This window comes from Psychrobacter sp. DAB_AL32B, from assembly GCF_002224105.1.
Taxonomy (GTDB): domain Bacteria; phylum Pseudomonadota; class Gammaproteobacteria; order Pseudomonadales; family Moraxellaceae; genus Psychrobacter.
Genome location: NZ_NEXU01000048.1, coordinates 17,221 through 37,653 on the forward strand (window position 1 = coordinate 17,221; position 20,433 = coordinate 37,653).

The window sequence follows — 20,433 nt, forward strand, 5'->3', positions numbered from 1 at the left end:
GGTTTCCTATTCTATTTATTATTAGTAATTAAGGGCTTTTTGCCATCTTCAGGCACCAACTTAAAAGCACGATAATAGTTTTTAGATTCGATCATGCCAAAAGGATGTAAGTCTCTACCACTGTACTCACCTGGATAGAACAAAACCAATGGAGTGCTACCCATAACATCTTGTAGTGCACTTAGTAGCTCATGTCCTCTGACCAACGGCCACGCACTACCTAACCCTGATAACAATACAAACTCTAGCTCAGACGGCTGATATCTATCAGCAATGAATTTGGCTACCTTTTCTTGGCTTAATGGCCCTGCCAGTGTTTTACGTAGACTATCAACGCCAACCTGTTTTTCTCGCTGGCAAGCACGATCAAATAAACCTCGTTCTTCGAGCATATCTATGAGCACTTCAAATATATTTAGGTGTACAAAGCGATAGTTTCGTTTGCGTAGCTTGTCAGTAATATGATTGATTTGCTCTCGTACAACCAACTCGTATTTTGCTGGATAATCAAATACCCAAAAACCTATCTCATTACCTAAACCATCGTTTTTTAAAAACTTAGGTCCCTCTATCCTTTCAAGAATAAGATCAAGTCTGCCTTGAAGAGCCTTCATATCGTGCACTCCATAACTTCAATTAAATCTTCCCTACCTAAGTGTATAAGACACTCTCTTACTTCTGGTAGCAGATAAACAGGTTGAATATGACGTTTACGACTATCACTTAGATAGCCACTGTCCACTAGCGACCTAATCGCATTATTACCCATTTTATTGATAGTCGACTCAAAGAACTTATTAAGTTCTGGATATACACGTATTTGCGTATCGTAAAACTCAGTCCAAGCATCAGATGCTAATGTTGGCTTATAGGTTCTGCGTGCTTCAGCCAGACTCAATCGCATAAAGTCCGCAACTATTGGAGAGTTAATAAGTAGTGCAGCCATTAACAGCTGAATATAGGCACGCTCAGTAGACTCAAGCAACGACACTATAAAGTCGTCACCAAGTACTTCAATACGCTGGCGAATGGTTTTAGTGTAGCGAGATGCTGTCTGACCCGACCTTTTTTGTAGTATGTTTTGCTCGATAACAAGTGACTTCCACTCATCATCAGATAATTTTTTTAATAAATACTCTGCGATAATTCGTGATTCAGTGATCAGCAAACTTGCTCCGATTAAGTCACCTACATAGTCTTTTACATTCATTACCTAGTTTCTCACGATTCGTTATACGGTTAATCCTAACAGTTTCAACTTATAGACAACAAAAAAGACTCACATATGTAAGTCCCAAATAAGTGCTTTTATCTTTATTTTATCAGAGCACTAAGTGTCGATCGTAGACTACATCAATTAGTCAGCTCATACTACACACCGAAGTAGATTATATGAAAATTATGTATTTTTTACAGGATCATATCGAACTTGAGTAGTATTGTTATACTATCTCTTAAGAGACAAAGTTTACTACATCAACACACTTATGCCAGTTGAGTAATTATTGGTACCGTTTAGAGATTAATACAGCATGATATTTAAACAAAAAGCTGTAGAGCCTTAAAATTCTAATCTTAATGGATACTCTCATCTTCCTTTAATCATTAATTTCACTTATAACTAATAGCAAAAGTAAATATCCCACATATTTTAGCACCCCCGATGAGCCGTAATAATCATCTGTCACCGCTAAATTTTTATCAGACCGCTTACGTTTTTTCTGTACTACCCGTACTTCATAACCATGGAAACGCTCACGATAGCCAACACGTATTGAGCTATCGAGCCTTAGCTCTTTTTTAACATCTCGCACTGCTTTCTCACTATGCGCCCTAATTTGCCAATGACTGGCATCTATAAGCTGACAACCTACTGCCATAAACTGCTGTAGCATCTCAAGCTGGGTCTTTTTAATCCCAAAATGGATCGATGAAGTATTTAAGTTGTGTTTATCTTTAAATATTTCCTTAAATAATTTCAGTCTAGCAGGCTCATCAATCGACATCTGATACGCACGATCAAGCGCTCTAACTAAAACCTCTTGGTTTTTATGTCCCGTCGGCGTACTCAAAAGCAGTTTATCATCAGTAAAGACCTGACTGGCTCTATAATATATTTGCCTAGCCTCATTAAAAGCGACGCCATGCCGAAGTGCAACCTCTGGTAACCGCTCAGCTCTTTTATCGATGTTTATGTTTTGTAGCTCTTCTAACAGCGCAATGACATCATAGGTTTTAGAGTGAATAAATATAGACGGCTGAGTATCTACTGCGTCATTTTGTGTGTTTTGCTGGCAAGCTATATTAGCTGATGTGCTGTTATAAGAAAATAGAGACTCTTTGTTAACAACTTTGCCAATTAAATAGCCACGCATCTTATCGAGATGAACCTGTTTAGTGTTAGCAGCATAAGCCCTGTTATCCTGTCTATTCACTGTCTGATAACCAATACCTGTCACCATCTCAAATACGGTTATAGGCATAGCAAGCTTAGCTTGGCTCATTTGCCAGCCAACTAGCAAATGAGCAGTATGCATATAATATTCAAACGTAGTATCTGACGTTAGATGCCCAGCAAAGCTAGCCAGCCCAAACCACATCCCTTTTTCTTTATTATTAGCAAGCAAGGCGCTAACGATAGCCTCGCTATGATCTCTATCATAATCTGTCATCACCTGCGCAAGTGGCGAGCCGCTTAACACCAGGACTAATTGGCTAATTGCAGTATGTCAAAAGCTATGAAAGGTGAAATCATGGGTAATTAGCAATCTATCCCATATGATTTTCATCATATTACTAAAGAATACGGACGGTAGTGGTTGATCACCTGATCCTTGTGAGAATAAATAATTTCTTTTTAATCTTTTTTGTTGATAATAGAATGCGATGAACGGTTGCAACTCATCAGTCTTCAAAAGCTTATCTATCGGTATTACTCTTTTGGCACTACTACTTTTTAGCCTACGATACCGATTAGGTTTGAGGATTATTTTTGGCGCTTCAATCACTTGACCATTAATAAACCCTATATCAGCAATGTCGCTAACCTTAATGCCAATAATTTCATTGATACGCATACCTGTGCGATAAGCAAGTGCTAGTACCACAAAGCATAATTGCTTTTGATCGATCTCTAAATTTGATGACTGAATATAATCTTTCATTGCATGATAGACACGTGGTGATACCATATTGGCTTTTACTACCTGTCTATTACTCCCCCATGGAAAATACACATAAGGGGCATCAAAGTGTATACGCTGGTGATCATGAAAGGCTTTTAGGCGGCCATAAGTAAATTTCTGGCTATCTTTTAAACGATCAAGATAAGATGGCGGTTGACCAGTAGCATTGTTATCGTTATCTATACTACTAGACGTATCATCAAACTCTGATAACTTGCACAGTGTAGACAGCTTACGGCTATCTTTCACTTTACTTTGAATAATTTGCTCATAAACTTCCTCAAAGTCATTACCCTCCCACTGATCAACATCATCATCCATTGTCAGCATCAACCAGTCGCGACCAATGCAGCCGATGTATTTACTGATGGTATTAAGCCGAATGCTATTATCATCCAGGAATGATAATACCCAACTAAGCAGGCGCTGCGCATTAGGCTGACTAGCATCTGTCTTTAATATGGTAATAGTAGAAATAGCGGCGTTTCTAGTTAATTTGAGCGTATCTTGCAGCTCTTTGATCAGATTTTTACTAAAACTAGGATAGTCTATGGTACTACTTTGGCTATTCGACTTTATCGATGACTGATAACTGGCATCAAACAGCTCAGACCATTCTAATAGCCTAGGGTTTTGATTGATAAGCTCTCGGTTATGACTGATTAGCTTATCAGTAGGCAAACCTGTTGTCTTTATATCGCCTTGTTTCACCACGGCTAGCGCACCATCGATTAGACTACCCTCTAGCTGTCTCCAGTGGTAGTTGGCATATTTGATGAGTAGTGAGAGCTGCGGGCGAGCGCTATCCTTATTGGTAAGTTTAAGCGTTTGTGAGATATCGTTGATTATGGTATTAAATGGCTTTATCTTGGCAGTGTTTAACTCTTTATCCTTTAGAGTATATAAAAAACACAGGCTCATATCATCGGGAATATAATCAACGAATCGCTTTAGACTTTCACTTTCATCAGCCGCGCAGCCATAGTTATCATCAGGTACGCTAAGCGGTATTATAGCCAAATGCTCTATCCTGCTTTTTTCATCAGTCGCTGCCATGTCAATTTGATAAATCTGACGTTCATCAAATAGCCAACCATAGAGTGCCTTTAACACTTCAATGTCGTTAATACCGCCATACATGATGCTGCAATATAGTAACCCCTCAACCAAGTCACTCACTGAAAAACGCCGCTTTCGTTGCCAAACCTCTATCATTGTCGCGCTACTATTTGCTACAGCGCGTCCATTGACGAACCAGTCATAGTTAATGGTCAAGCGCTCACGAGTCGCCAGTATCGGTACCACAGGCTCGTTAAGGTATATCTGGTGAGCTTTATTATAATCACGAACAAACTCTAAAAATCCGCGCCGCGCCAATTGGAAGTTTTGAGCGGTATCAAAACTCTCCTCTAGTAACTGGTTAATCGCTTCGTAATGATGCTGAAGCTCACAAGGCGATTGCATAGGATATTGATTGATATATTCTTTAATTAAGGCTTTAGCATCATGCTTGATACTATTTTTAGCTTCTTCTCTATTAAGCTGTCGCAGTTTATGGGCGCTAATATTATCCATATAGGCGAACCTCAATTTGTTTTAAGTGAAGGTCTGTAGCAATCGCATCTAAATGGGGACTGAGCTGGTGCAGCTGATTTATAAAGCTTGATGACATTGGATGCATAAATTCTTGATTAGGATGCTCATGACCGTAAAGCGCGCAAATCAGATAGTCAGTCACGCGCCCCGTAAGCATAGATCTCAGCTGATGACGCAGCCAATTATCCTGATGACTAAAAAAGTCTTGTAACTGGTAGCGAACTTGGCTTGGCGTAATGCTAGTAAAGCCCTTTGGGTTCTTTTTATACAGCTGAATGAGAGGACGCTCAGATTGTAAGATGTCGTTGATGGGATAAGGCGCTGCTGGACATAATGGATTATAGATGGCGGCAAATTGCTCAATATAAGTCATATAGTTTTGTATAGCAGTTATCAAAAACTTGCTAAGAGGAATGAGCCTGCCATCAGACTGCGCATGACGTTCTTCTTTGTCAGACACCCACAATATACGCCGCTTCAAATCAAACTGGTGTGGCAACCCTGGTGCGTGTCTGACTGGGCGGATACCCGTTTGGATCATGACAATATGCCACAACCAAATACTATAGCTATTAAACTGCGCAATATAGCGATCTATGCGTGACTTTAGCTTGCCATTAAAGCTCTCGGCACTGACAGCCAGTTGATTAAAGAACTGCTGGCACATTGTGGTCTTTAGTGCCATATCACTACCAATGTGGCTTCTATGCCCGTTCATCGGTACGCTACACTCATCTATTAAAAGTGCTTTTTGTTCATCATTGCAGTATTCAGTTATCAGCTCTACCGCTTTTATATAATTTTGCTCTAGCTCTACCGTTTTAGTGCTAGTGTAATACAGCGCAGAGCTATGCCTTACATCAACACCTGTGATCAGGTCGGCATGTAGTGGCTGTTTAAGCTCGTTTTTGATAATGACAAGCAGTCCCACTTCAATATGCTGAGGACTAAGCGCTGGCAGGTCAAGCTGGCTTTTAGCGTAAGAAAGAGCCGATTTAATCTCATCGGATGAAACAGTAAGCTTACCCTCAAGCATGACCTGCAAGGCAACAGGCAGTGCGCGATAAAAGGTACTGCCATAGCTTTGTCTGTGGGCAAGGAGGTGATTTCGAGTATTGGTGGTCACATCAATCGTGATGGCAGTGCGACTGATTTTACAGGTACTGTCATAAATGAAATACTTGCGTTGACTGCGACTACATTGCCAATCAGCAATGATGCTATCAATATTAAGACCGCTTAGCAGTGATAGCAGTAATACCGCATATCCAATCTTATCTTCTGTATTTTCGCTAATAAAGCGTTGCCAAAGCGTAGCAAATAGCATTTGGTAGCCAGTAATACTCAACTGACGATGATTGGTTGGGAAGTGAAATTGATTACGGCGGGCGTGTTGATGGTTATTTTTCAATCGCCATTGCTGTAGCTCAGAGGATTTAGCAATTTGTATGGCGGGCTTAAAGTCATTGTCTAGCAATGGTACTTCATCGTCATCGGCAATATTTTCAGCGATTGCCACGTTACTGTGCTTTTTTGATTGTTTCGTACTAAATAGTATTCTTTGTAGCGACTCACCATCGATATGCGCCACTGTTTTGGTGACTGTTTGAGCCGACTTTACGCGTTTAGTATCTTCAGTATAGGTTTTACCAATAAAAGCCTTATTATCAATCGCCACCTCATAAGCCAACCTAATTTGACCAATTTTGCTACCAAGATATTGGTTGGCTGTTTCACCTGTTGCCTCTTCCTGTTTGACGTTTGCTTCATATTGTCTGATATAAGGTAAACATGAGGACAAGCTATCGCACTGAGCATGAATGCTGATTAACTGGTCGAGAATCCTACGTTGTGGATCAGTAGGTCTTAGCGCCATACGAACACGTACGCTAAGCTTATCTATTTTGGCAAAGTGTTTGTCGTGGCGTGCTGTGATCATCACCATCACTTTTAAGTAGCCGCTCATAAATCGCCAAGCATTATTATTGATATCAACTTCGCCATACACCTGATAAAAGACAATTAGCATATAGCTGACCGCCCACTCTACTGTTTTACCTTGCCGAATGATTTGTTTAATCACATCTTCACAGTCTATATCAGTGAAGCCTTTAAGATTTTCATAGGTTGTCGAAAAAACTAAATCAACCTCATCATCTGGCACCAAGCTGATTATATGAGCCACAAGCGCATGCATTTGCATATAATGTGGCGAGTCTATAGGGATAAGCTTGTCTAATACTCGCCTAACAGTCACATCATCAAATAGTTTAGTTTGACTCATAAGAGGCATCCATCCAATTCATATTTTTGTGCAATCCCAGCAATGCCTGATCATCGGCCACTTTGCACTGCTGATACTCATAAGCGCTTTGGTTGATACCAGCAAACTTGCAATAATTCTCTACCGTCAGGCGATCAATATTCATGAGCTCGCAAATAATGCTTTTTGGCGCATTGGTATTTAATGCCTTAAAAAACTCAGGATGATAAATTCCTCTTGAGAATGCCAGCTCAATAACCTCACTCCAAGCCAAGCGCTTAATATCTTGTAAGCTTTCAGCTGCGACAAGACAGGGCTGACGCAAACTCACCTCCTCTGTAAGAACTCTATCAATTCGTCTAAACTCATTAAAAAAATAGTAAGTCGAATCTTTACCAATGACTAATCGTAGCGGTGGGCGATAACAATCATCCAAGCCACCTATATTTATACCTTTCATTCTTGGCCTAAATTGATGCCATATCAACAATGCCTCCTGCGCATCTTGATGAATAACCAGTTTAGATTTGCTAAAAGTTATAAACTTCTGGGTAGGTTTTAGATGAATACTATTCATTTTAATATCATTAACAGTGAATTATATTAATTATGATATGTTATAACTTATCTTTTGTAAAGACCTTAATATCGCTGTTATATCCTTATGTTTAGATAACTAAAATATTAATCCATAACCATTTTTTAGACGAAAAAAATACTCTCCAACCTATTATAAAATAAAGGCTGAAGAGTATTTTAAAATTTCAATTCTAGTTGGGTGAGGAGGTTAACGTCTTATAGCAGTCGACCTTCCTATAAAGCTTAGTTTTCTTCATTCTCATCGGGAACATACTTTAAAACATCCCCTGGAGTGACTTTTAATACCTGGCACAACTTACTCAGGGTATCGAATTCTATGCGAGTTGTCTCATCGTTATAAATTCTATGAAGCGTTGATTTGCTGATGTCTGTCATTCTTACTAAATCTGCAACTCGCAACCTTCTTTCCGCTAAAAGCACTGGTAGATTACATAAAATCACAATAAAATCCTTATTGGTAAGTAAAAAATACTTGCCAGTGACTACTTTTCTGTTAAAATAATACTCGTTGGCAATAACTAAGTTTCCGTCAAAAACTATTTTGTGCTGACTAATGCTTTATTATGTCATAGACTCATCTTGCTGCTCAATAGCTGGCTAACCATGATGGGTGCGACTTGTTCGATAGATATAGTTACTATAAAAATGTGAAACTAATCATAATCATTCTGCCATTAAAAAGGAGTATGTTGTGGGTATCAGGATTGAATGGAGCATGACACAAAATGCTTGGGACAAACGGGTCTGTGAGGATTATTGGGCCTATGATCATAAAATCAGCTATATAGATTATGTCCATCTGCTTTGTCAAAAATATAATATTAGTTCACACGTATTATTTGAAACCATAAACCAATGCTATGCTTGCTTAGATGATGTTTGTTGTGAATATTGCGGGAGCGCCTGTCCCATTGAAGTACCCGCTGATATTACTTATATGCGGGCAAAAGAGAGTTGGTTTTGTGCAGTATGTGAACATGCAATGTGGAGGAATGATTTTGTTAGTAAGTAAGTACTCGAAGCCACAAAAATCTATACAGCTTGACGTTGTTTAGATTTTTGAGCATTAGAAACTGTTGAATCTTAATTAGTATGCCGTTATAGAAAATATCATCTACAAGCATATGAGTTAAGCGCATTCATATCGTAGCCAAAAACAAGCTAGCTGGCTGAACGTACAAGTAACTTCTTTACCATTCTTAAGAGTATTCCAAACATTATATTTATTGAATAATTTAGGAGCGCGCACTACGGTAGTGCTTTTTCATTTATAAGAACTGAATACGCTAGTTAGTAGCGTATAAACTCACTAGGGTTTTCGACCTCAGGTCTACCCATCACGTTTAAATTAAGTGTCGAAACCTTTAAAATCAAGGGGATTGAGTTATCAATTACCCTCAATATCTAAACCTTGCTTACTACTATCAATATAGCTAAATACCTCTACAAACCCTATCAGAATTGGCTCACATGATTTTTTAATATTCGTGTCTTTTCTTAGGTGAATGTGAGCAACTTGGGGTTTAACCAGTGAACAGGAGGCGATATTTTATATCGTTGCTTATGGCTGGCAACATCACCAAAGTATGCAACATCTATTATCTGAAACGCTTGATTTCACTAGTAATGCACAAGAAAACATTCGCGTGGTAGATTATGGCTGTGGTCAAGGGGTAGCGACATTGGCACTTATGGACCATTTAACAAAAAAAGGGGTCGCACAACAAAGCTCACTCGAAATACACCTGATCGAGCCCTCCAAAGTCAGCTTAGACATTGCTAAGCTCTTAATTGAGCGACTAGCAAAAGTATATGGTATACAAGTATCTATCCATTGTCAGCAGCGCACACTCGATAATGCACTCATCCCGTTGAATAGTGAATGCGTGGAGACCTTTCATCTATTATCTAATGTTATAGATATAGAGACGGTGCAAGACACCCTACCAAATCTAGCAAAGCAGATGAAATCCTGCACAGGCAAAAATTTCCTGCTTGCTACCTGTCCAAAATATGCCAATGCACAAACAGGCTTTCGCATATTACGTCAAGAAATAGACTTTGCTGAGAACTTTTATGATGAGTGCTGGGATATGACCTACCAGATGTACCGCGTTATGCAAGCGACTTGGAATCAGCACACCTCCACACAGCGTATGGCGATGATGTCGTGGACTAGTAGCTGAACAATATCTATCTGAATGTTTGAATACAGCGTTATATCGTCAAATACTAATAGGGAGACAGCCATGAGAGGCGTAAACAAAGTAATGATAATCGGCCATTTGGGTGCTGAACCAGATGTTCATCAGTTTGCTAATGGCAATCGTGTCACTAACATTTCTGTCGCTACGTCAAATCAGTGGACAGATGCAAATGGTCAACCTAAAGAATCAACAGAATGGCACAAAATTAAGCTATTCAATCGCCTAGGTGAAGTTGCTGCTGAATACCTAAATAAAGGCAGCAAAGTATATATAGAAGGTAGTTTACGTACTAGAAAATGGACAGATGATAACGGCTTAGATCGCTACATCACCGAAATCTATGCGAGTAGCATGCAAATGCTTGGTAATAGCAACAGAACTGAGACGCAAAAACCAGAAGCCGTCATACCAATACCTCAGAAGCCATGGCTACCAAAACCAAACGTTATGCCAGATGGTCCTATCGATGATGATATTCCGTTCTGATGTGTTTGTTATAAAGTAGTGATGACTCAACTATGTCACTACAGCCATGGCAGAAAAATCATGGTCTCAATTATCAAAAGGCAATCCATTTTTCCTAATATAGCTCGATTTTATAGTGATTTTCTCGCCAGCCTTAATAGACTTTGCTAAATCTGACGGTTGAGCCAAAGTGCTAACCTTTAAGATACTCTCTTTAATAAATCCTGCTATTTGACCTTCAATATTATGTGCATTGTCCAAAAACCAACAAGATTACGTTTTGGCTAAGTTAAAAGTCTTATTCACTTTTTAGTCTCTGGTTGTTTTAGTCATTATTTAGTACTTATGGTGATGTTATAAACCTTAATTGCACATATTTCAAAAAACTCGCATTTTTGTGGGAGATTCAACTGATATTAAGTTTTAAGATATTTAGCGTAATCATCAAGAATTGATAGATAGGTAATTATCTGAAACCAACATATTACTTAAACCCCCTCAAACTGAGAAGACCAATGGACAACGTAAACAATGCTAAAAGAGAGCTGGTCATAAACTGGCACATTACCGAGGCTTGCAATTATAAATGTAGTTATTGCTTTGCCAAATGGGATAGGCAAAAAAACGAAGTTATGAATGATGAAGCAGCTACTATTCGCTTATTAGATGAAATTAGTAAACTACCAAAAATATTAAACAACAGCTATCCAACAGACTTCAATAGCATACGTTTAAATTTAGTAGGCGGTGAAACTTTTCTAAGCTTTAGGAAGGTTTCTCGGATTATTCATCATGCTAAGCAAAGAAACTTTAACCTATCTGCAATCACAAACGGCAGCCGACTAAACGATGAGCTGATAGATTTGATTGCCATAAACTTTTGCAGCATTGGCTTCAGCCTTGACTCGCTAGATAACCAAACAAATTTAACAATAGGAAGATCGGAAAAAAACAACCCTATGGATGTCATGAAACTTTCAGAGGACATTAACACTATCAAGAAGCTAAATCCAGATATTGACATCAAGGTTAATACTGTTGTGAGCAATTTAAATAAAGCCGAAGACTTGTCTTCTTTTATTAAAAAAATAGATCCTGATAAATGGAAGATATTTAAAGTTTTACCAATAATTACTGAAGAAAACAATATATCCCAAAGCGATTTTTCTCAATTTTTAGATCGTCACAGTGAGTTTGACAGTATTATCTCTTCTGAAGACAATGACGAGATGACTGACTCCTACCTCATGATTGATCCTGTAGGAAAATTTTTTCAAAACTCAAATACTACGAAGGGCTATATTTATAGTCGTCCAATCATAGAAATCGGTATTCGTCAGGCATTTAGTGAAATAAAATTCAATCCTGAAAAATTTCATGGACGCTATAAAAGCAATTATATTGATGTGTTTGAGCTAGGTTGAACGACTATATATTGAGTATTTTTTGCTAACTCGCAGCTATTGGAGTGGCTTGCTTTTTTAAACAATCAGGCCACTCGGTACGTTCTTTCTTAGCTTGCTCATCTATGTGTTGTTCATAAAAATTAGTGAATGACTGCCATAACTCATAATAGTCTCCATAGATAACACAGCTCTTTTCTTTATTCGCTTTATTATACTTATCCGTTTGCTCGTATATATTTTGAAAAAAAGCATAGATAAACCAGACAATGCCTTCAGCACTGGGAGGAAGCCCACCAAGCTCACTTATATCTTCAGTTTTTAAATACTTAACAAATGACTTCTGCCAGTTGATTAATACATCGTTAGGTTCATCTTTTGCAGAGTCTTGCGTACCTAACAGCCAATAAAACTCTTCAAGACTAATCCAGTTTCTCTTACTATCGCGTTCACTTTTCATATCTAAAAAACTGTGCAACTGACCATTTTTATCATCTGTCTTCCAATCGATTTTCTTACGAATACCATATAACCCTTCAGGCATCTTTTGATGTTTTTGAAAGAAAAAAACAGTTAGTAAAAAATGTATAAATGAGCGTGAAGTACAAGTGAAAGGACTGCCATTTCTATTAGTTAGGTTATATTTTTTAGTTTTTGTATCGTATTGCCACTTATCTGGATACAGCTTTTGCATAAATAGCCAGCCCAAACTAATCGGTGCAATATCTTCTGAGTAAACAGCATGATGAATTCGAGCATCAAGATGGGCTATAAAGCTTAAAACCAGGTGTAGATAGAACTCATCTGCTGGCATGTCAGTGTTGAGAGTGTCATCCTCATAATTGAATGTATTAGACAAATAGGTTTTAAAGTTAATAACAAGCTGGTCATCGAGTTTTTGGTTTAAACATGAGTCTATGATCTTGGTATGTTCAAGTAAATTCTTAGCAGATTCAGCACCAAAAGCCCGTAATAAAGACTCATAAGGACTATCAATTAGTTCGCCTTTTTCAAGGCTTATATCCTCTCCAATAATGCTGCCCTTTTTCTGAGTAGTGGCTAAGTTATCAAAAATACCTGCAACTTGATCTTGCCTTTTTCTATGTATCTTAGACAGCCCTTTTGTGATCTGCTTTACTAAGCCTTTACCTTCAGTTATCCCCTTTATTAATAGCTGAGACGGTAGCATGCTAATAATATATCGTTGCTCTTCAGCTTTAGTTTCACATAGATTAATATTTCTGTCTGACATATCTCTTATCTCTTATTCTAAGCAGTTACTACCCAACCTTAAGCTTACCTATGAGTGTAACTAAAATGGTGGTGTATTAAAAAGTATGCTGATTAAAATTTAAAAAATTCTTGAAGCCTTAAAAGTCCTGTAGGATCAGAGAACGCAGCATAGATTTCTTATTTACCTTTATCGCCAGCTTACTTTTTAAAACACCACCAGATATTTTTCATGCAAGTATACGTCATGATAGTTTATCGACGCTCAGCGACAAATTGTTAGTCTGATGCCATATGACAGCTGGTTAGTGCAGGTTTACCTTTCTTAATGATTTTTATTAAATTAGCCCCATCAAAGCCGCCGCTACCATCATTATTAGCATAGTATCCGTCAATTTCGACCGTCATGGGAATAAGGTAGCAATTACTATCGTTAAGCTTTAAAGCTGTAAGCTGCGGGTTATTAGAAACGATGGCAAACTCAGTAGGATAATTTGTCTTAGTTTTCTTCGGAATCATCGCCTGTGACTTTTTATCAACTGTAAAACAGGTCTGACACATCGCCTCATTAATCATATTGTACTCAAGGACACCGGATACCACCGTTTTACCTTTATATCTTGTAATACCATCGCTGTTCGTTGCCCCTATTTTCAGGGGTTTGACTTCGCTTGCTGCATAAGCAGATGTACCAGTAATGGCTAGGGCTACCGCGATAGTTAATGATATTAACTTACTATTCATTCCAATTCCTTTTTGGTTTGCTTGTTTTAATCAAATGAGCCGGTTTGTATTTTATAGGTTGATGCCCGGCACGACTTATCTTCAAAAAGCGCGCTGCCACCCTCGGCATAGTACTCTACTGATAATTTAAATTTGCCTTTGATGAATCTGCCATAGCATTCACCAAGACCAGTACCACGGCAAAATTCTAATTCCTTATACTTCTTGAATAGCTTCTGATTATGATTGGGTTCTATTAACTCCCCTGGCAAATTATTGGGATCACGATAAGGCATCCAACCATTTTTAGTTAATGTCTTACCCACATCCACACAAGACTTATCGAGCATATAGCTATTAATTTTGCTCTTATTCGCTTTATCAATCTTCGTTCCATTTTCATTATAAGCCATAGCCGGTGATAACATGCATAAGCCAATTACGGTGCAAAGCAGTCGCTTCATTGTTCATTCCTTAATGCCAGTATCTCCGCTGGCGCGGTTGCGAGATTAGCCCGCCTTACAGCTTTTTATTAAATATCTCATTATGTGCCAGCGTTATGGTTGTCTGTATTAACGGTTATCTGAGATTTTTTAGGCAAGGCATTAAGTAGTACCCACTCACCGCGCTCAAAGTCGGCTTCTATTTCTTTGCCATGTACGATAACTGGTGTTCTAGAAATATTGATACTATCTGTTTGTATGACGCGGTTATGGTAGCGGGCCTCAATGAATGCCTGCTCGGTAAAGAAGTTACCCATCAAAACACCACAATGCGGGCATGAGTTAGACATGAAGCTGCCGCCCATTGTTTTGCTATACATGCTTTTTAGAGGCGCAAACCCATACGCCTGAGCAAGATTATTATTGATAACATGAATGGTTTCGCTGTCACAATCTGTTATATGCCCGCTATAACGACGATCTTCATAAGGCACCCCATAATTGGTGTTTCTATAAACAACCTCGGCTACGCTATTCATGCTTCTCTTACAAGCCCAACATTTTTGCTTAATGATTTTTAAAAACAATTCTGTGCTACGGCTGTATTTTGCATAAAACTTTATCTGTGATGACATCATCCTAGAGATGAAATCCTCTAAATCTAGCGCAATCGGCTCAAAACGGTCATAAATCAAACCCTCTTCGGTATCTTCCTGATTGACATTAAAAACCTTGTAGGGGCTACTAGGCTCTTTTTTGTTTTTGTAGACCGAAAATACTGGCACATCCTTGGTTTTATACAAGTAATCACCGGTAATGGCATTTCTATCTTTAATTGAGCCACTTCTAAGCAGCCATAAGCCTCTAACACCTGAGTCTTTATAGACCTGTTGACGACGTTTGGTTTCGATAAAAGCTTGCGGGCTCCACTGCACCTCGATGGCGATTTTAATCTTGCCTTTGGTGGCATAGATATCCGCTATCCATTCCTCGCCCTTACTTGATACACCGCGTCTTTCGACTTGCACATCCCAACCACATTCGAAAAGGGTTTTACTGACCAGATATTTGATGTGCATGTGCTCAGCCGTTTCACCACCGCTTGAGCAATCCGTATCGGTAGGCTTGGCTTTATGAGAAAAAAATTGCGTACCAAGCTTGCTTGTTTTAAGAATAGCGGGCGTGTTGCAACAAGACATTTTGAAAGAAGAGTGCTTATCCTCTTTCAAAGCAATCCAGTCCTTTAAGACGTAATGGAAACTATAAATAATCTTATCATCTTTTAAGCAAACAAACGCCATATCGTTACCCTTACTGTATGATTTCTATTACTTTAGCGATATTAGCAGCATATAGCTTCTTCTTAGCGCGAGTCATGGCCACATACAATAGGCGGTACTCTTCATCAGGGGTATCTTTTGCAGAACTATCCTCATTAAAGAATGACTCATTGAAGTCACTATGGATAAGTACATTATCCTATATTATTTACCTAGACGCTCACGGTATGCCCACGGTCTCTCTGCTTCGACGTTCTCCCAAAGACCACGTTGACTATCAAGTGCATCTCTATTTGCGAATACGTAGAGCTGGTAGTCCTCCGAAGCTAAATCCTCATCATGCTTGTCATACATCCAAGCCATACCTGTTTCAATTTGCTGCTGATTGCAATTTAGCTCAGCAGACTCAACCTTTGCTAAAGTTCTACCTTTATCATCTATTGAATTGGTTGCTTGTACAGTTATAAGCGCATTGCCACTTGCGAGACAGCCGCGTAATTGTTCAGCGCTCTCCTCTGCCAAATCTTGCCCAATTTCAGGCGCATCTAGCCCAGCCATTCTTACTGTGATTTTCTTACCATTTTCTCTGCTGGCTGTAAACGTATCACCATCAATCACTTTGATATCAGTAACCAAAAACTCTTTTCCAGCATCATCGCTGACTTTATCTGCGTCTTTGGCTGGCGCTACCTCTACTTTAGATTTATCATTAGCTTCATCGGTGATACTGGTATCGACTTCTATAACCTCAATAATCTCTGGCGCTTCATCAACTACTAATACTGTATCGACAGTACTCTCATCAACGTCTGATGCCACCACTTCTTTATCAGTGCAAGCAATGCCGATTAAGCTGATACACATAACGGATGCAAGTAACGTCAGCTTGCGACCATTGCTAAAATTACTCTTGATATTTGATTTCATATAATAGAATCCTTACATTGATCATTGAACGCTAGTATTTGCGTCTATTATTACTATTACTCAGGATTTGTTGCATACAGCAGCCAACCACCCATTTTATTATCTAGCGCTTAATCAGGCGTCTCTTTATAGGTAGGATTCTTTCAACGCCCAAAGACCGCGTTTATTCTCTAGCGCTTCATCATGCATATCTTTATAGACAGGATGCATTTCATCACTTACATTATCATTCTCACCTTCGTACATGAAAGCCATCCCTTCCTCTACCTGAGAGAGATTACAATGGATAGGTCCTGACTGTAACTCCGCTAAGGTTCTACCTTCTTTGTCTGTCGAATGGTTAACTTGAACAAGTAGCAATGCTGTATCCATCTCAATACAAACTTTAAGTCGATCAGCACTTTCTTGACCTAATGGCTCCCCTATCTTAGGCGCTTTAATGCCCGTTAGCTTCACCGTTATACGTTTGCCGTTTTCATCTACTGCGCTAAACGAGTCACCGCTAATTATTTTAATACCACTAACCAATACTTCTTTAACAGTGCCGTCAAGAACTTCGGCAGATTTTGGTAACTCTGCTGTTGTTGGATCAACTTGAGTTTTACTTGATTTTTCATCAACCGTTTCAACAAGATTGTCAGAGTTTTTCTCTATTTCAACCCCTAAAGGCTCTGCTGTTACTTCCTCAACCAATACGGTATCTGTAGCGTTTTCATCAACATTTTGTACACCTACTTCTTTATCTGTGCAAGCAGTACTGATTAAGCTGATACACATAACGGATGCAAGCAACGTAAACTTACGACCATTGATAAAATCACTCTTAATTTTTGATTTCATATAATTCTCGTTTTTATGATTTATATATAGTGGGTTAGTCACTACTTTTTAATAGGTTAGGTAATTTAATGCTTTGAACCAAATGTAGGCATTCTGAAAATTTCTTTATTAAAAAGCAATTTTCTGATAATAATACTTTTACTTACTAGGCGACAAAGCCATGAGTTTGGGGGTATAACATTATCAACAATAAAGCACATCAAGAGTATAATTAGGTAAGATTCTGAGTATAAAGAACCCATTAGGCTTTTACTATCAAGCCTTACAGGGTTTTTACTATTTTAAGAAATACTCAGGTGGCTTGGTTGATGCTAGGGTTTGAATGATTACCAACAGAGCTTAGCTTGCCAAATTTATTTCTACACTTTTTCAACACAGCTCAGATAGATGGACATTTTCATAAATGCAGTTCCAATAGTAGTAAATAGGCTACTAGCTATATATGAAGCATAGCGTTAGCAGCCTATTTTTTACTCAAGTCATGTTTTTGATACTGGTATTTAGTAATACAAACTAATTAATAGTGATTTATCAAATAATAATTTCAAATATGTGCTGGCATGCCAGCATTATTCTCATCCCACATTACAGCTTGTTAGCACTGGAGTGCCTTTCTTGATAATTTTAATCAAGTTGGCAGTATCAGTACCAAAGTCACTGGTATCACTATAGTAACCGTCAATCTCAATCGTCATTGGAATGCGGTAGCACTTATTTTTATTAAGATTTAACTTCAGGATTTGAGGAGTATCAGTATCTAGCGCAAATTGAGTGTCGTAACTCTGAGCCGGTACTTTAGGAATCATTGACTTGGACTTTTTATCAACTGTAAATTCAAGCGGGAAGCCCGCTTCGTTTACTCGGTTAATTTCAAGCACACCCGACACAACTGTTTTGCCTTTGTATAAGATCACGCCATCACCTGTACTGGCAATCTTTAGCGGCACAGCAGGCTTAGCGGCTGGCTTTGCTGCAGGGGCAGCATAAGCTGATACACCAGTAAGTGCTAGGGTTGCTGCTACAGTAAGTGATACTAATTTATTTTTCATTTTAAATCCTTTTATGCGTTGGTTGTTTACTGAAATGGTTTGGTTTGAACTGTGTACGTTATCGCATAATATGATTAGAGCATTCAATCAAAAAGACAAGTAATCGTTTTGTTTTTAGAGTTATACGTTGCACCCATATCTATTATCTCATCCCAATACTCCATCTTATAAGATTTAAAGTTAGGCAAAACAGTAGAAAGATTGGCAGTTGGTGCAAACTTTAAGGCCTCACCTGCACCTGAAGATTCTGGTCTAAACATAAATACATATTCCTCTAAAGGCTGACCTCGATATTTAATGCCGTCTTTGAATATTAGATGATATGCAGTGAACTCATTTCCTTCTTTTATTTTCACATCCTTTATCGTATCGCGATATGCTGATAACCATTGTGACCTAGGCCTAACAAAGTATCCTGAGCCTTCTGATACCCCTTTAATACTATCCGCTAATGACAACTGACTTTGGTCAAAAGTTTTAAAAGATAAATTTTTACCTACACATCCACCTTCCATATCACCAAACAAATAAAGCATGTCACTTGTTGGTAATTTTTTAGGAGTACTTATGACTACTTTTTTAGTATCTACAGGAGAGCCACCTAAGCCTTGTTGTACGCCGGCTATCGTACCTGTCACTACTTCATTTACCAAAGAACCAACACTTTTTACTACTGTTGTGCCCATTGTTTGACTCTCAGCACAGCCTGATAGAGCAATAAGGCTGCTAATAGCAACCAATGACAACACATGATTCGATTTCATAATTTAGTCCATTAGTGTTTAAAATACTGAATAAATATTAGAGGTTAAAAGTACAAGTTATTTCATTACCATCATCATCAGAAACTATTAAATTAGGATACATATCTCTGTTTTCAGGTTTATAAAACTCTTCAAAGCTTTTAGCGATACCAAAATCTTTGGATGTACCAGAATTTCCTTCTTCTGTCATTGCTAGGACATAAAGGGGCTGATAGCCTTCTTTTTGCCATTTGTAAAAATGCTGGGAAAAAGGAAAGTCTTCGTCTGTATCACAATTAGATTCCACACGCGTTAATTCTTTTTCTCTAAATAGATCTTCAAGCTTATAAACGGCACTTGTTGTTTCATCTTCTGCTACGCCCTGACCAGAACTAATATTAACTAAGCCTGGTTTTGTTTTAGTACCATAAGCTGCAACATGGCTATGATCATCTAAATCACCAATGATGGAATAGTTGGTACCTCCATCTAAAGTAGGGATCTTATTTCGCCATTCTCGTACACCAGGTATTTCAGCCAGCGTTTCCCACTGCCAATCAGCATTAGGCTTTAAAGCAAGATAATCAGCAACCTTAGCAAATCTGGGCGGGTTTTCTTCTTCGACAACCACTTCTTCGACAACCACTTCTTCAATAACAACGACCTCTTCAGCAACTACTGGCTCTACCGCAGCCACTTCGGCAACAGCTGAATCTTCAGTAGCAGCTTCTTGAGTAGCTTCTACTTTGTTATTGTCCGCACAGCCAGATAACGCAATAATACTGCTTATAGCAACCAACGATAAAACATGACCTGATTTCATAGTTACGCTCTTAATATTGTTAGAAAATGAGTGGAAGAATTATAGGAAGAAGAATTAGTCTTTAGCAAAGGGTAATGGGTACGAATAAATCTTCATTAATGTACTGAGCACTTTTGCAGCTTTAAATTCATAAATATGTGGATCTTCTAGACAAACAAAAAAGTCGCCCATTGTTTATATGGGCAACTCTTAATGACTTAATAAAATGGTAATCGCTATTTACAGAATTTGGCAAAGAGGTTGTTCACTACAGGGCGAGGTATTGTGTAATCAGCCATTGCTTCTTTTAAGCTTTTATAATCTGCATCACTTACTATGGTTGAATTTATTGGGCTTGAACAAGTAATGCTTAGAACCCCTCTAAAACTACTTGTTTTACCATCAGCTGTTAAAGCAATCAACAGATTGTCTGGCTTTTTAAGGTTAGCACCCGTATACCCTTCTATTGTCATAGGATATGCAGTCCAACTAGTGCTATACACACCACCGTCTTGACTGGTATAAACATTAATACCATTTGAAAAACCAGGGGCAGCTAGTGCGCTAGTAGATACAAGAGATGACAGGGTTAAAAAAGCTAAAGATAAAAAATAAGTAGGTTTCATTACCGCTCCAATAATTGACGTTTTTACAAATCCTTATTATTTTATTAATAT

22 protein-coding genes are annotated in these 20,433 nt (G+C 38.4%); 4 read left to right on the plus strand and 18 right to left on the minus strand.

Annotation, left to right across the window (positions count from 1 at the left end):
- Window positions 1-11: 11 nt before the first annotated feature.
- The 7 genes from CAN34_RS05295 to CAN34_RS05325 form a co-directional block, all read right to left on the minus strand.
- Window positions 12-614, minus strand: a complete 603-nt coding sequence (locus tag CAN34_RS05295; RefSeq protein ID WP_089554756.1) for a DUF1788 domain-containing protein — start codon at window positions 612-614, stop codon at window positions 12-14.
- Window positions 611-1,210 (minus strand): DUF1819 family protein, encoded by a 600-nt coding sequence (locus CAN34_RS05300; protein ID WP_089554757.1) that lies wholly within the window; start codon window positions 1,208-1,210, stop codon window positions 611-613. Before CAN34_RS05300 ends, CAN34_RS05295 begins: the two co-directional genes overlap by 4 nt.
- A gap of 388 nt (window positions 1,211-1,598) precedes the next feature.
- On the minus strand, window positions 1,599-2,702 hold the full coding sequence (locus CAN34_RS05305) for a hypothetical protein (protein ID WP_089554758.1): 1,104 nt from the start codon (window positions 2,700-2,702) through the stop codon (window positions 1,599-1,601).
- A 27-nt stretch (window positions 2,703-2,729) separates the two neighbouring features.
- On the minus strand, window positions 2,730-4,760 hold the full coding sequence (locus CAN34_RS05310; protein ID WP_089554759.1) for a tyrosine-type recombinase/integrase: 2,031 nt from the start codon (window positions 4,758-4,760) through the stop codon (window positions 2,730-2,732).
- On the minus strand, window positions 4,753-7,065 hold the full coding sequence (locus CAN34_RS05315; protein WP_089554760.1) for a hypothetical protein: 2,313 nt from the start codon (window positions 7,063-7,065) through the stop codon (window positions 4,753-4,755). The genes CAN34_RS05310 and CAN34_RS05315 overlap by 8 nt, the downstream gene beginning before the upstream one ends.
- Window positions 7,052-7,504, minus strand: coding sequence for a hypothetical protein (locus tag CAN34_RS05320; RefSeq protein WP_123891903.1), 453 nt, complete (start codon window positions 7,502-7,504; stop codon window positions 7,052-7,054). Before CAN34_RS05320 ends, CAN34_RS05315 begins: the two co-directional genes overlap by 14 nt.
- A 362-nt stretch (window positions 7,505-7,866) precedes the next feature.
- Entirely contained in the window at window positions 7,867-8,085 is a 219-nt protein-coding gene (locus CAN34_RS05325) for a helix-turn-helix transcriptional regulator (protein ID WP_089554762.1), read from the minus strand.
- A 250-nt stretch (window positions 8,086-8,335) separates the two neighbouring features.
- Between CAN34_RS05325 and CAN34_RS05330 the strand changes: the two genes are divergently transcribed.
- From CAN34_RS05330 to CAN34_RS05345, 4 genes are all read left to right on the plus strand, one after another.
- Complete coding sequence (locus CAN34_RS05330) at window positions 8,336-8,656, plus strand: hypothetical protein (RefSeq protein ID WP_089554763.1); 321 nt, start codon at window positions 8,336-8,338, stop codon at window positions 8,654-8,656.
- 574 nt (window positions 8,657-9,230) lie between these two features.
- A complete protein-coding gene (locus CAN34_RS05335) occupies window positions 9,231-9,830 on the plus strand; it encodes a class I SAM-dependent methyltransferase (RefSeq protein ID WP_089554764.1) in 600 nt (199 codons plus the stop codon).
- A gap of 63 nt (window positions 9,831-9,893) precedes the next feature.
- Complete coding sequence (ssb, locus tag CAN34_RS05340) at window positions 9,894-10,337, plus strand: single-stranded DNA-binding protein (protein ID WP_089554765.1); 444 nt, start codon at window positions 9,894-9,896, stop codon at window positions 10,335-10,337.
- Window positions 10,338-10,831: 494 nt separating this feature from the next.
- Complete coding sequence (locus CAN34_RS05345) at window positions 10,832-11,740, plus strand: viperin family antiviral radical SAM protein (protein WP_089554766.1); 909 nt, start codon at window positions 10,832-10,834, stop codon at window positions 11,738-11,740.
- A gap of 25 nt (window positions 11,741-11,765) precedes the next feature.
- On the opposite strand, the gene CAN34_RS05350 is transcribed toward CAN34_RS05345, so the two are convergent.
- The 11 genes from CAN34_RS05350 to CAN34_RS05400 form a co-directional block, all read right to left on the minus strand.
- Complete coding sequence (locus tag CAN34_RS05350) at window positions 11,766-12,971, minus strand: hypothetical protein (RefSeq protein WP_089554767.1); 1,206 nt, start codon at window positions 12,969-12,971, stop codon at window positions 11,766-11,768.
- A 257-nt stretch (window positions 12,972-13,228) separates the two neighbouring features.
- Entirely contained in the window at window positions 13,229-13,693 is a 465-nt protein-coding gene (locus CAN34_RS05355) for a hypothetical protein (protein ID WP_089554768.1), read from the minus strand.
- 26 nt (window positions 13,694-13,719) lie between these two features.
- Window positions 13,720-14,136 (minus strand): hypothetical protein, encoded by a 417-nt coding sequence (locus tag CAN34_RS05360; protein ID WP_089554769.1) that lies wholly within the window; start codon window positions 14,134-14,136, stop codon window positions 13,720-13,722.
- An 80-nt stretch (window positions 14,137-14,216) separates the two neighbouring features.
- Window positions 14,217-15,416 (minus strand): competence protein CoiA, encoded by a 1,200-nt coding sequence (locus CAN34_RS05365; RefSeq protein ID WP_089554770.1) that lies wholly within the window; start codon window positions 15,414-15,416, stop codon window positions 14,217-14,219.
- A gap of 10 nt (window positions 15,417-15,426) precedes the next feature.
- The gene (locus tag CAN34_RS14660; RefSeq protein WP_089554781.1) at window positions 15,427-15,582 is read right to left on the minus strand and encodes a 3'-5' exonuclease; all 156 of its coding nucleotides are present in this window, start codon (window positions 15,580-15,582) and stop codon (window positions 15,427-15,429) included.
- 17 nt (window positions 15,583-15,599) lie between these two features.
- The gene (locus CAN34_RS05375; protein ID WP_089554771.1) at window positions 15,600-16,322 is read right to left on the minus strand and encodes a thermonuclease family protein; all 723 of its coding nucleotides are present in this window, start codon (window positions 16,320-16,322) and stop codon (window positions 15,600-15,602) included.
- Window positions 16,323-16,448: 126 nt separating this feature from the next.
- Window positions 16,449-17,162, minus strand: a complete 714-nt coding sequence (locus CAN34_RS05380; protein WP_089554772.1) for a thermonuclease family protein — start codon at window positions 17,160-17,162, stop codon at window positions 16,449-16,451.
- A 575-nt stretch (window positions 17,163-17,737) separates the two neighbouring features.
- Window positions 17,738-18,211: a hypothetical protein gene (locus CAN34_RS05385; RefSeq protein ID WP_089554773.1), complete on the minus strand. Its 474-nt coding sequence runs from the start codon at window positions 18,209-18,211 to the stop codon at window positions 17,738-17,740.
- A gap of 83 nt (window positions 18,212-18,294) precedes the next feature.
- Window positions 18,295-18,975 (minus strand): hypothetical protein, encoded by a 681-nt coding sequence (locus CAN34_RS05390; protein WP_089554774.1) that lies wholly within the window; start codon window positions 18,973-18,975, stop codon window positions 18,295-18,297.
- Window positions 18,976-19,012: 37 nt separating this feature from the next.
- Window positions 19,013-19,777, minus strand: coding sequence for a hypothetical protein (locus CAN34_RS05395; RefSeq protein WP_089554775.1), 765 nt, complete (start codon window positions 19,775-19,777; stop codon window positions 19,013-19,015).
- Window positions 19,778-19,992: 215 nt separating this feature from the next.
- Window positions 19,993-20,382 carry a hypothetical protein gene (locus CAN34_RS05400; RefSeq protein ID WP_089554776.1) on the minus strand — a complete coding sequence of 130 codons (390 nt, stop codon included), beginning with the start codon at window positions 20,380-20,382 and terminating at the stop codon, window positions 19,993-19,995.
- Window positions 20,383-20,433: the final 51 nt, after the last annotated feature.

Bases quoted from the DNA above. Each gene is read 5' to 3' on its own strand.
- CAN34_RS05295 (WP_089554756.1), bottom strand. From the start codon at position 614: ATGAAGGCTCTTCAAGGCAGACTTGATCTTATTCTTGAAAGGATAGAG.
- CAN34_RS05300 (WP_089554757.1), bottom strand. From the start codon at position 1,210: ATGAATGTAAAAGACTATGTAGGTGACTTAATCGGAGCAAGTTTGCTG.
- CAN34_RS05310 (WP_089554759.1), bottom strand. From the start codon at position 4,760: ATGGATAATATTAGCGCCCATAAACTGCGACAGCTTAATAGAGAAGAA.
- CAN34_RS05315 (WP_089554760.1), bottom strand. From the start codon at position 7,065: ATGAGTCAAACTAAACTATTTGATGATGTGACTGTTAGGCGAGTATTA.
- CAN34_RS05320 (WP_123891903.1), bottom strand. From the start codon at position 7,504: ATGAAAGGTATAAATATAGGTGGCTTGGATGATTGTTATCGCCCACCG.
- CAN34_RS05335 (WP_089554764.1), top strand. From the start codon at position 9,231: ATGCAACATCTATTATCTGAAACGCTTGATTTCACTAGTAATGCACAA.
- ssb (WP_089554765.1), top strand. From the start codon at position 9,894: ATGAGAGGCGTAAACAAAGTAATGATAATCGGCCATTTGGGTGCTGAA.
- CAN34_RS05345 (WP_089554766.1), top strand. From the start codon at position 10,832: ATGGACAACGTAAACAATGCTAAAAGAGAGCTGGTCATAAACTGGCAC.
- CAN34_RS05350 (WP_089554767.1), bottom strand. From the start codon at position 12,971: ATGTCAGACAGAAATATTAATCTATGTGAAACTAAAGCTGAAGAGCAA.
- CAN34_RS05355 (WP_089554768.1), bottom strand. From the start codon at position 13,693: ATGAATAGTAAGTTAATATCATTAACTATCGCGGTAGCCCTAGCCATT.
- CAN34_RS05360 (WP_089554769.1), bottom strand. From the start codon at position 14,136: ATGAAGCGACTGCTTTGCACCGTAATTGGCTTATGCATGTTATCACCG.
- CAN34_RS05365 (WP_089554770.1), bottom strand. From the start codon at position 15,416: ATGGCGTTTGTTTGCTTAAAAGATGATAAGATTATTTATAGTTTCCAT.
- CAN34_RS05375 (WP_089554771.1), bottom strand. From the start codon at position 16,322: ATGAAATCAAATATCAAGAGTAATTTTAGCAATGGTCGCAAGCTGACG.
- CAN34_RS05380 (WP_089554772.1), bottom strand. From the start codon at position 17,162: ATGAAATCAAAAATTAAGAGTGATTTTATCAATGGTCGTAAGTTTACG.
- CAN34_RS05385 (WP_089554773.1), bottom strand. From the start codon at position 18,211: ATGAAAAATAAATTAGTATCACTTACTGTAGCAGCAACCCTAGCACTT.
- CAN34_RS05390 (WP_089554774.1), bottom strand. From the start codon at position 18,975: ATGAAATCGAATCATGTGTTGTCATTGGTTGCTATTAGCAGCCTTATT.
- CAN34_RS05395 (WP_089554775.1), bottom strand. From the start codon at position 19,777: ATGAAATCAGGTCATGTTTTATCGTTGGTTGCTATAAGCAGTATTATT.
- CAN34_RS05400 (WP_089554776.1), bottom strand. From the start codon at position 20,382: ATGAAACCTACTTATTTTTTATCTTTAGCTTTTTTAACCCTGTCATCT.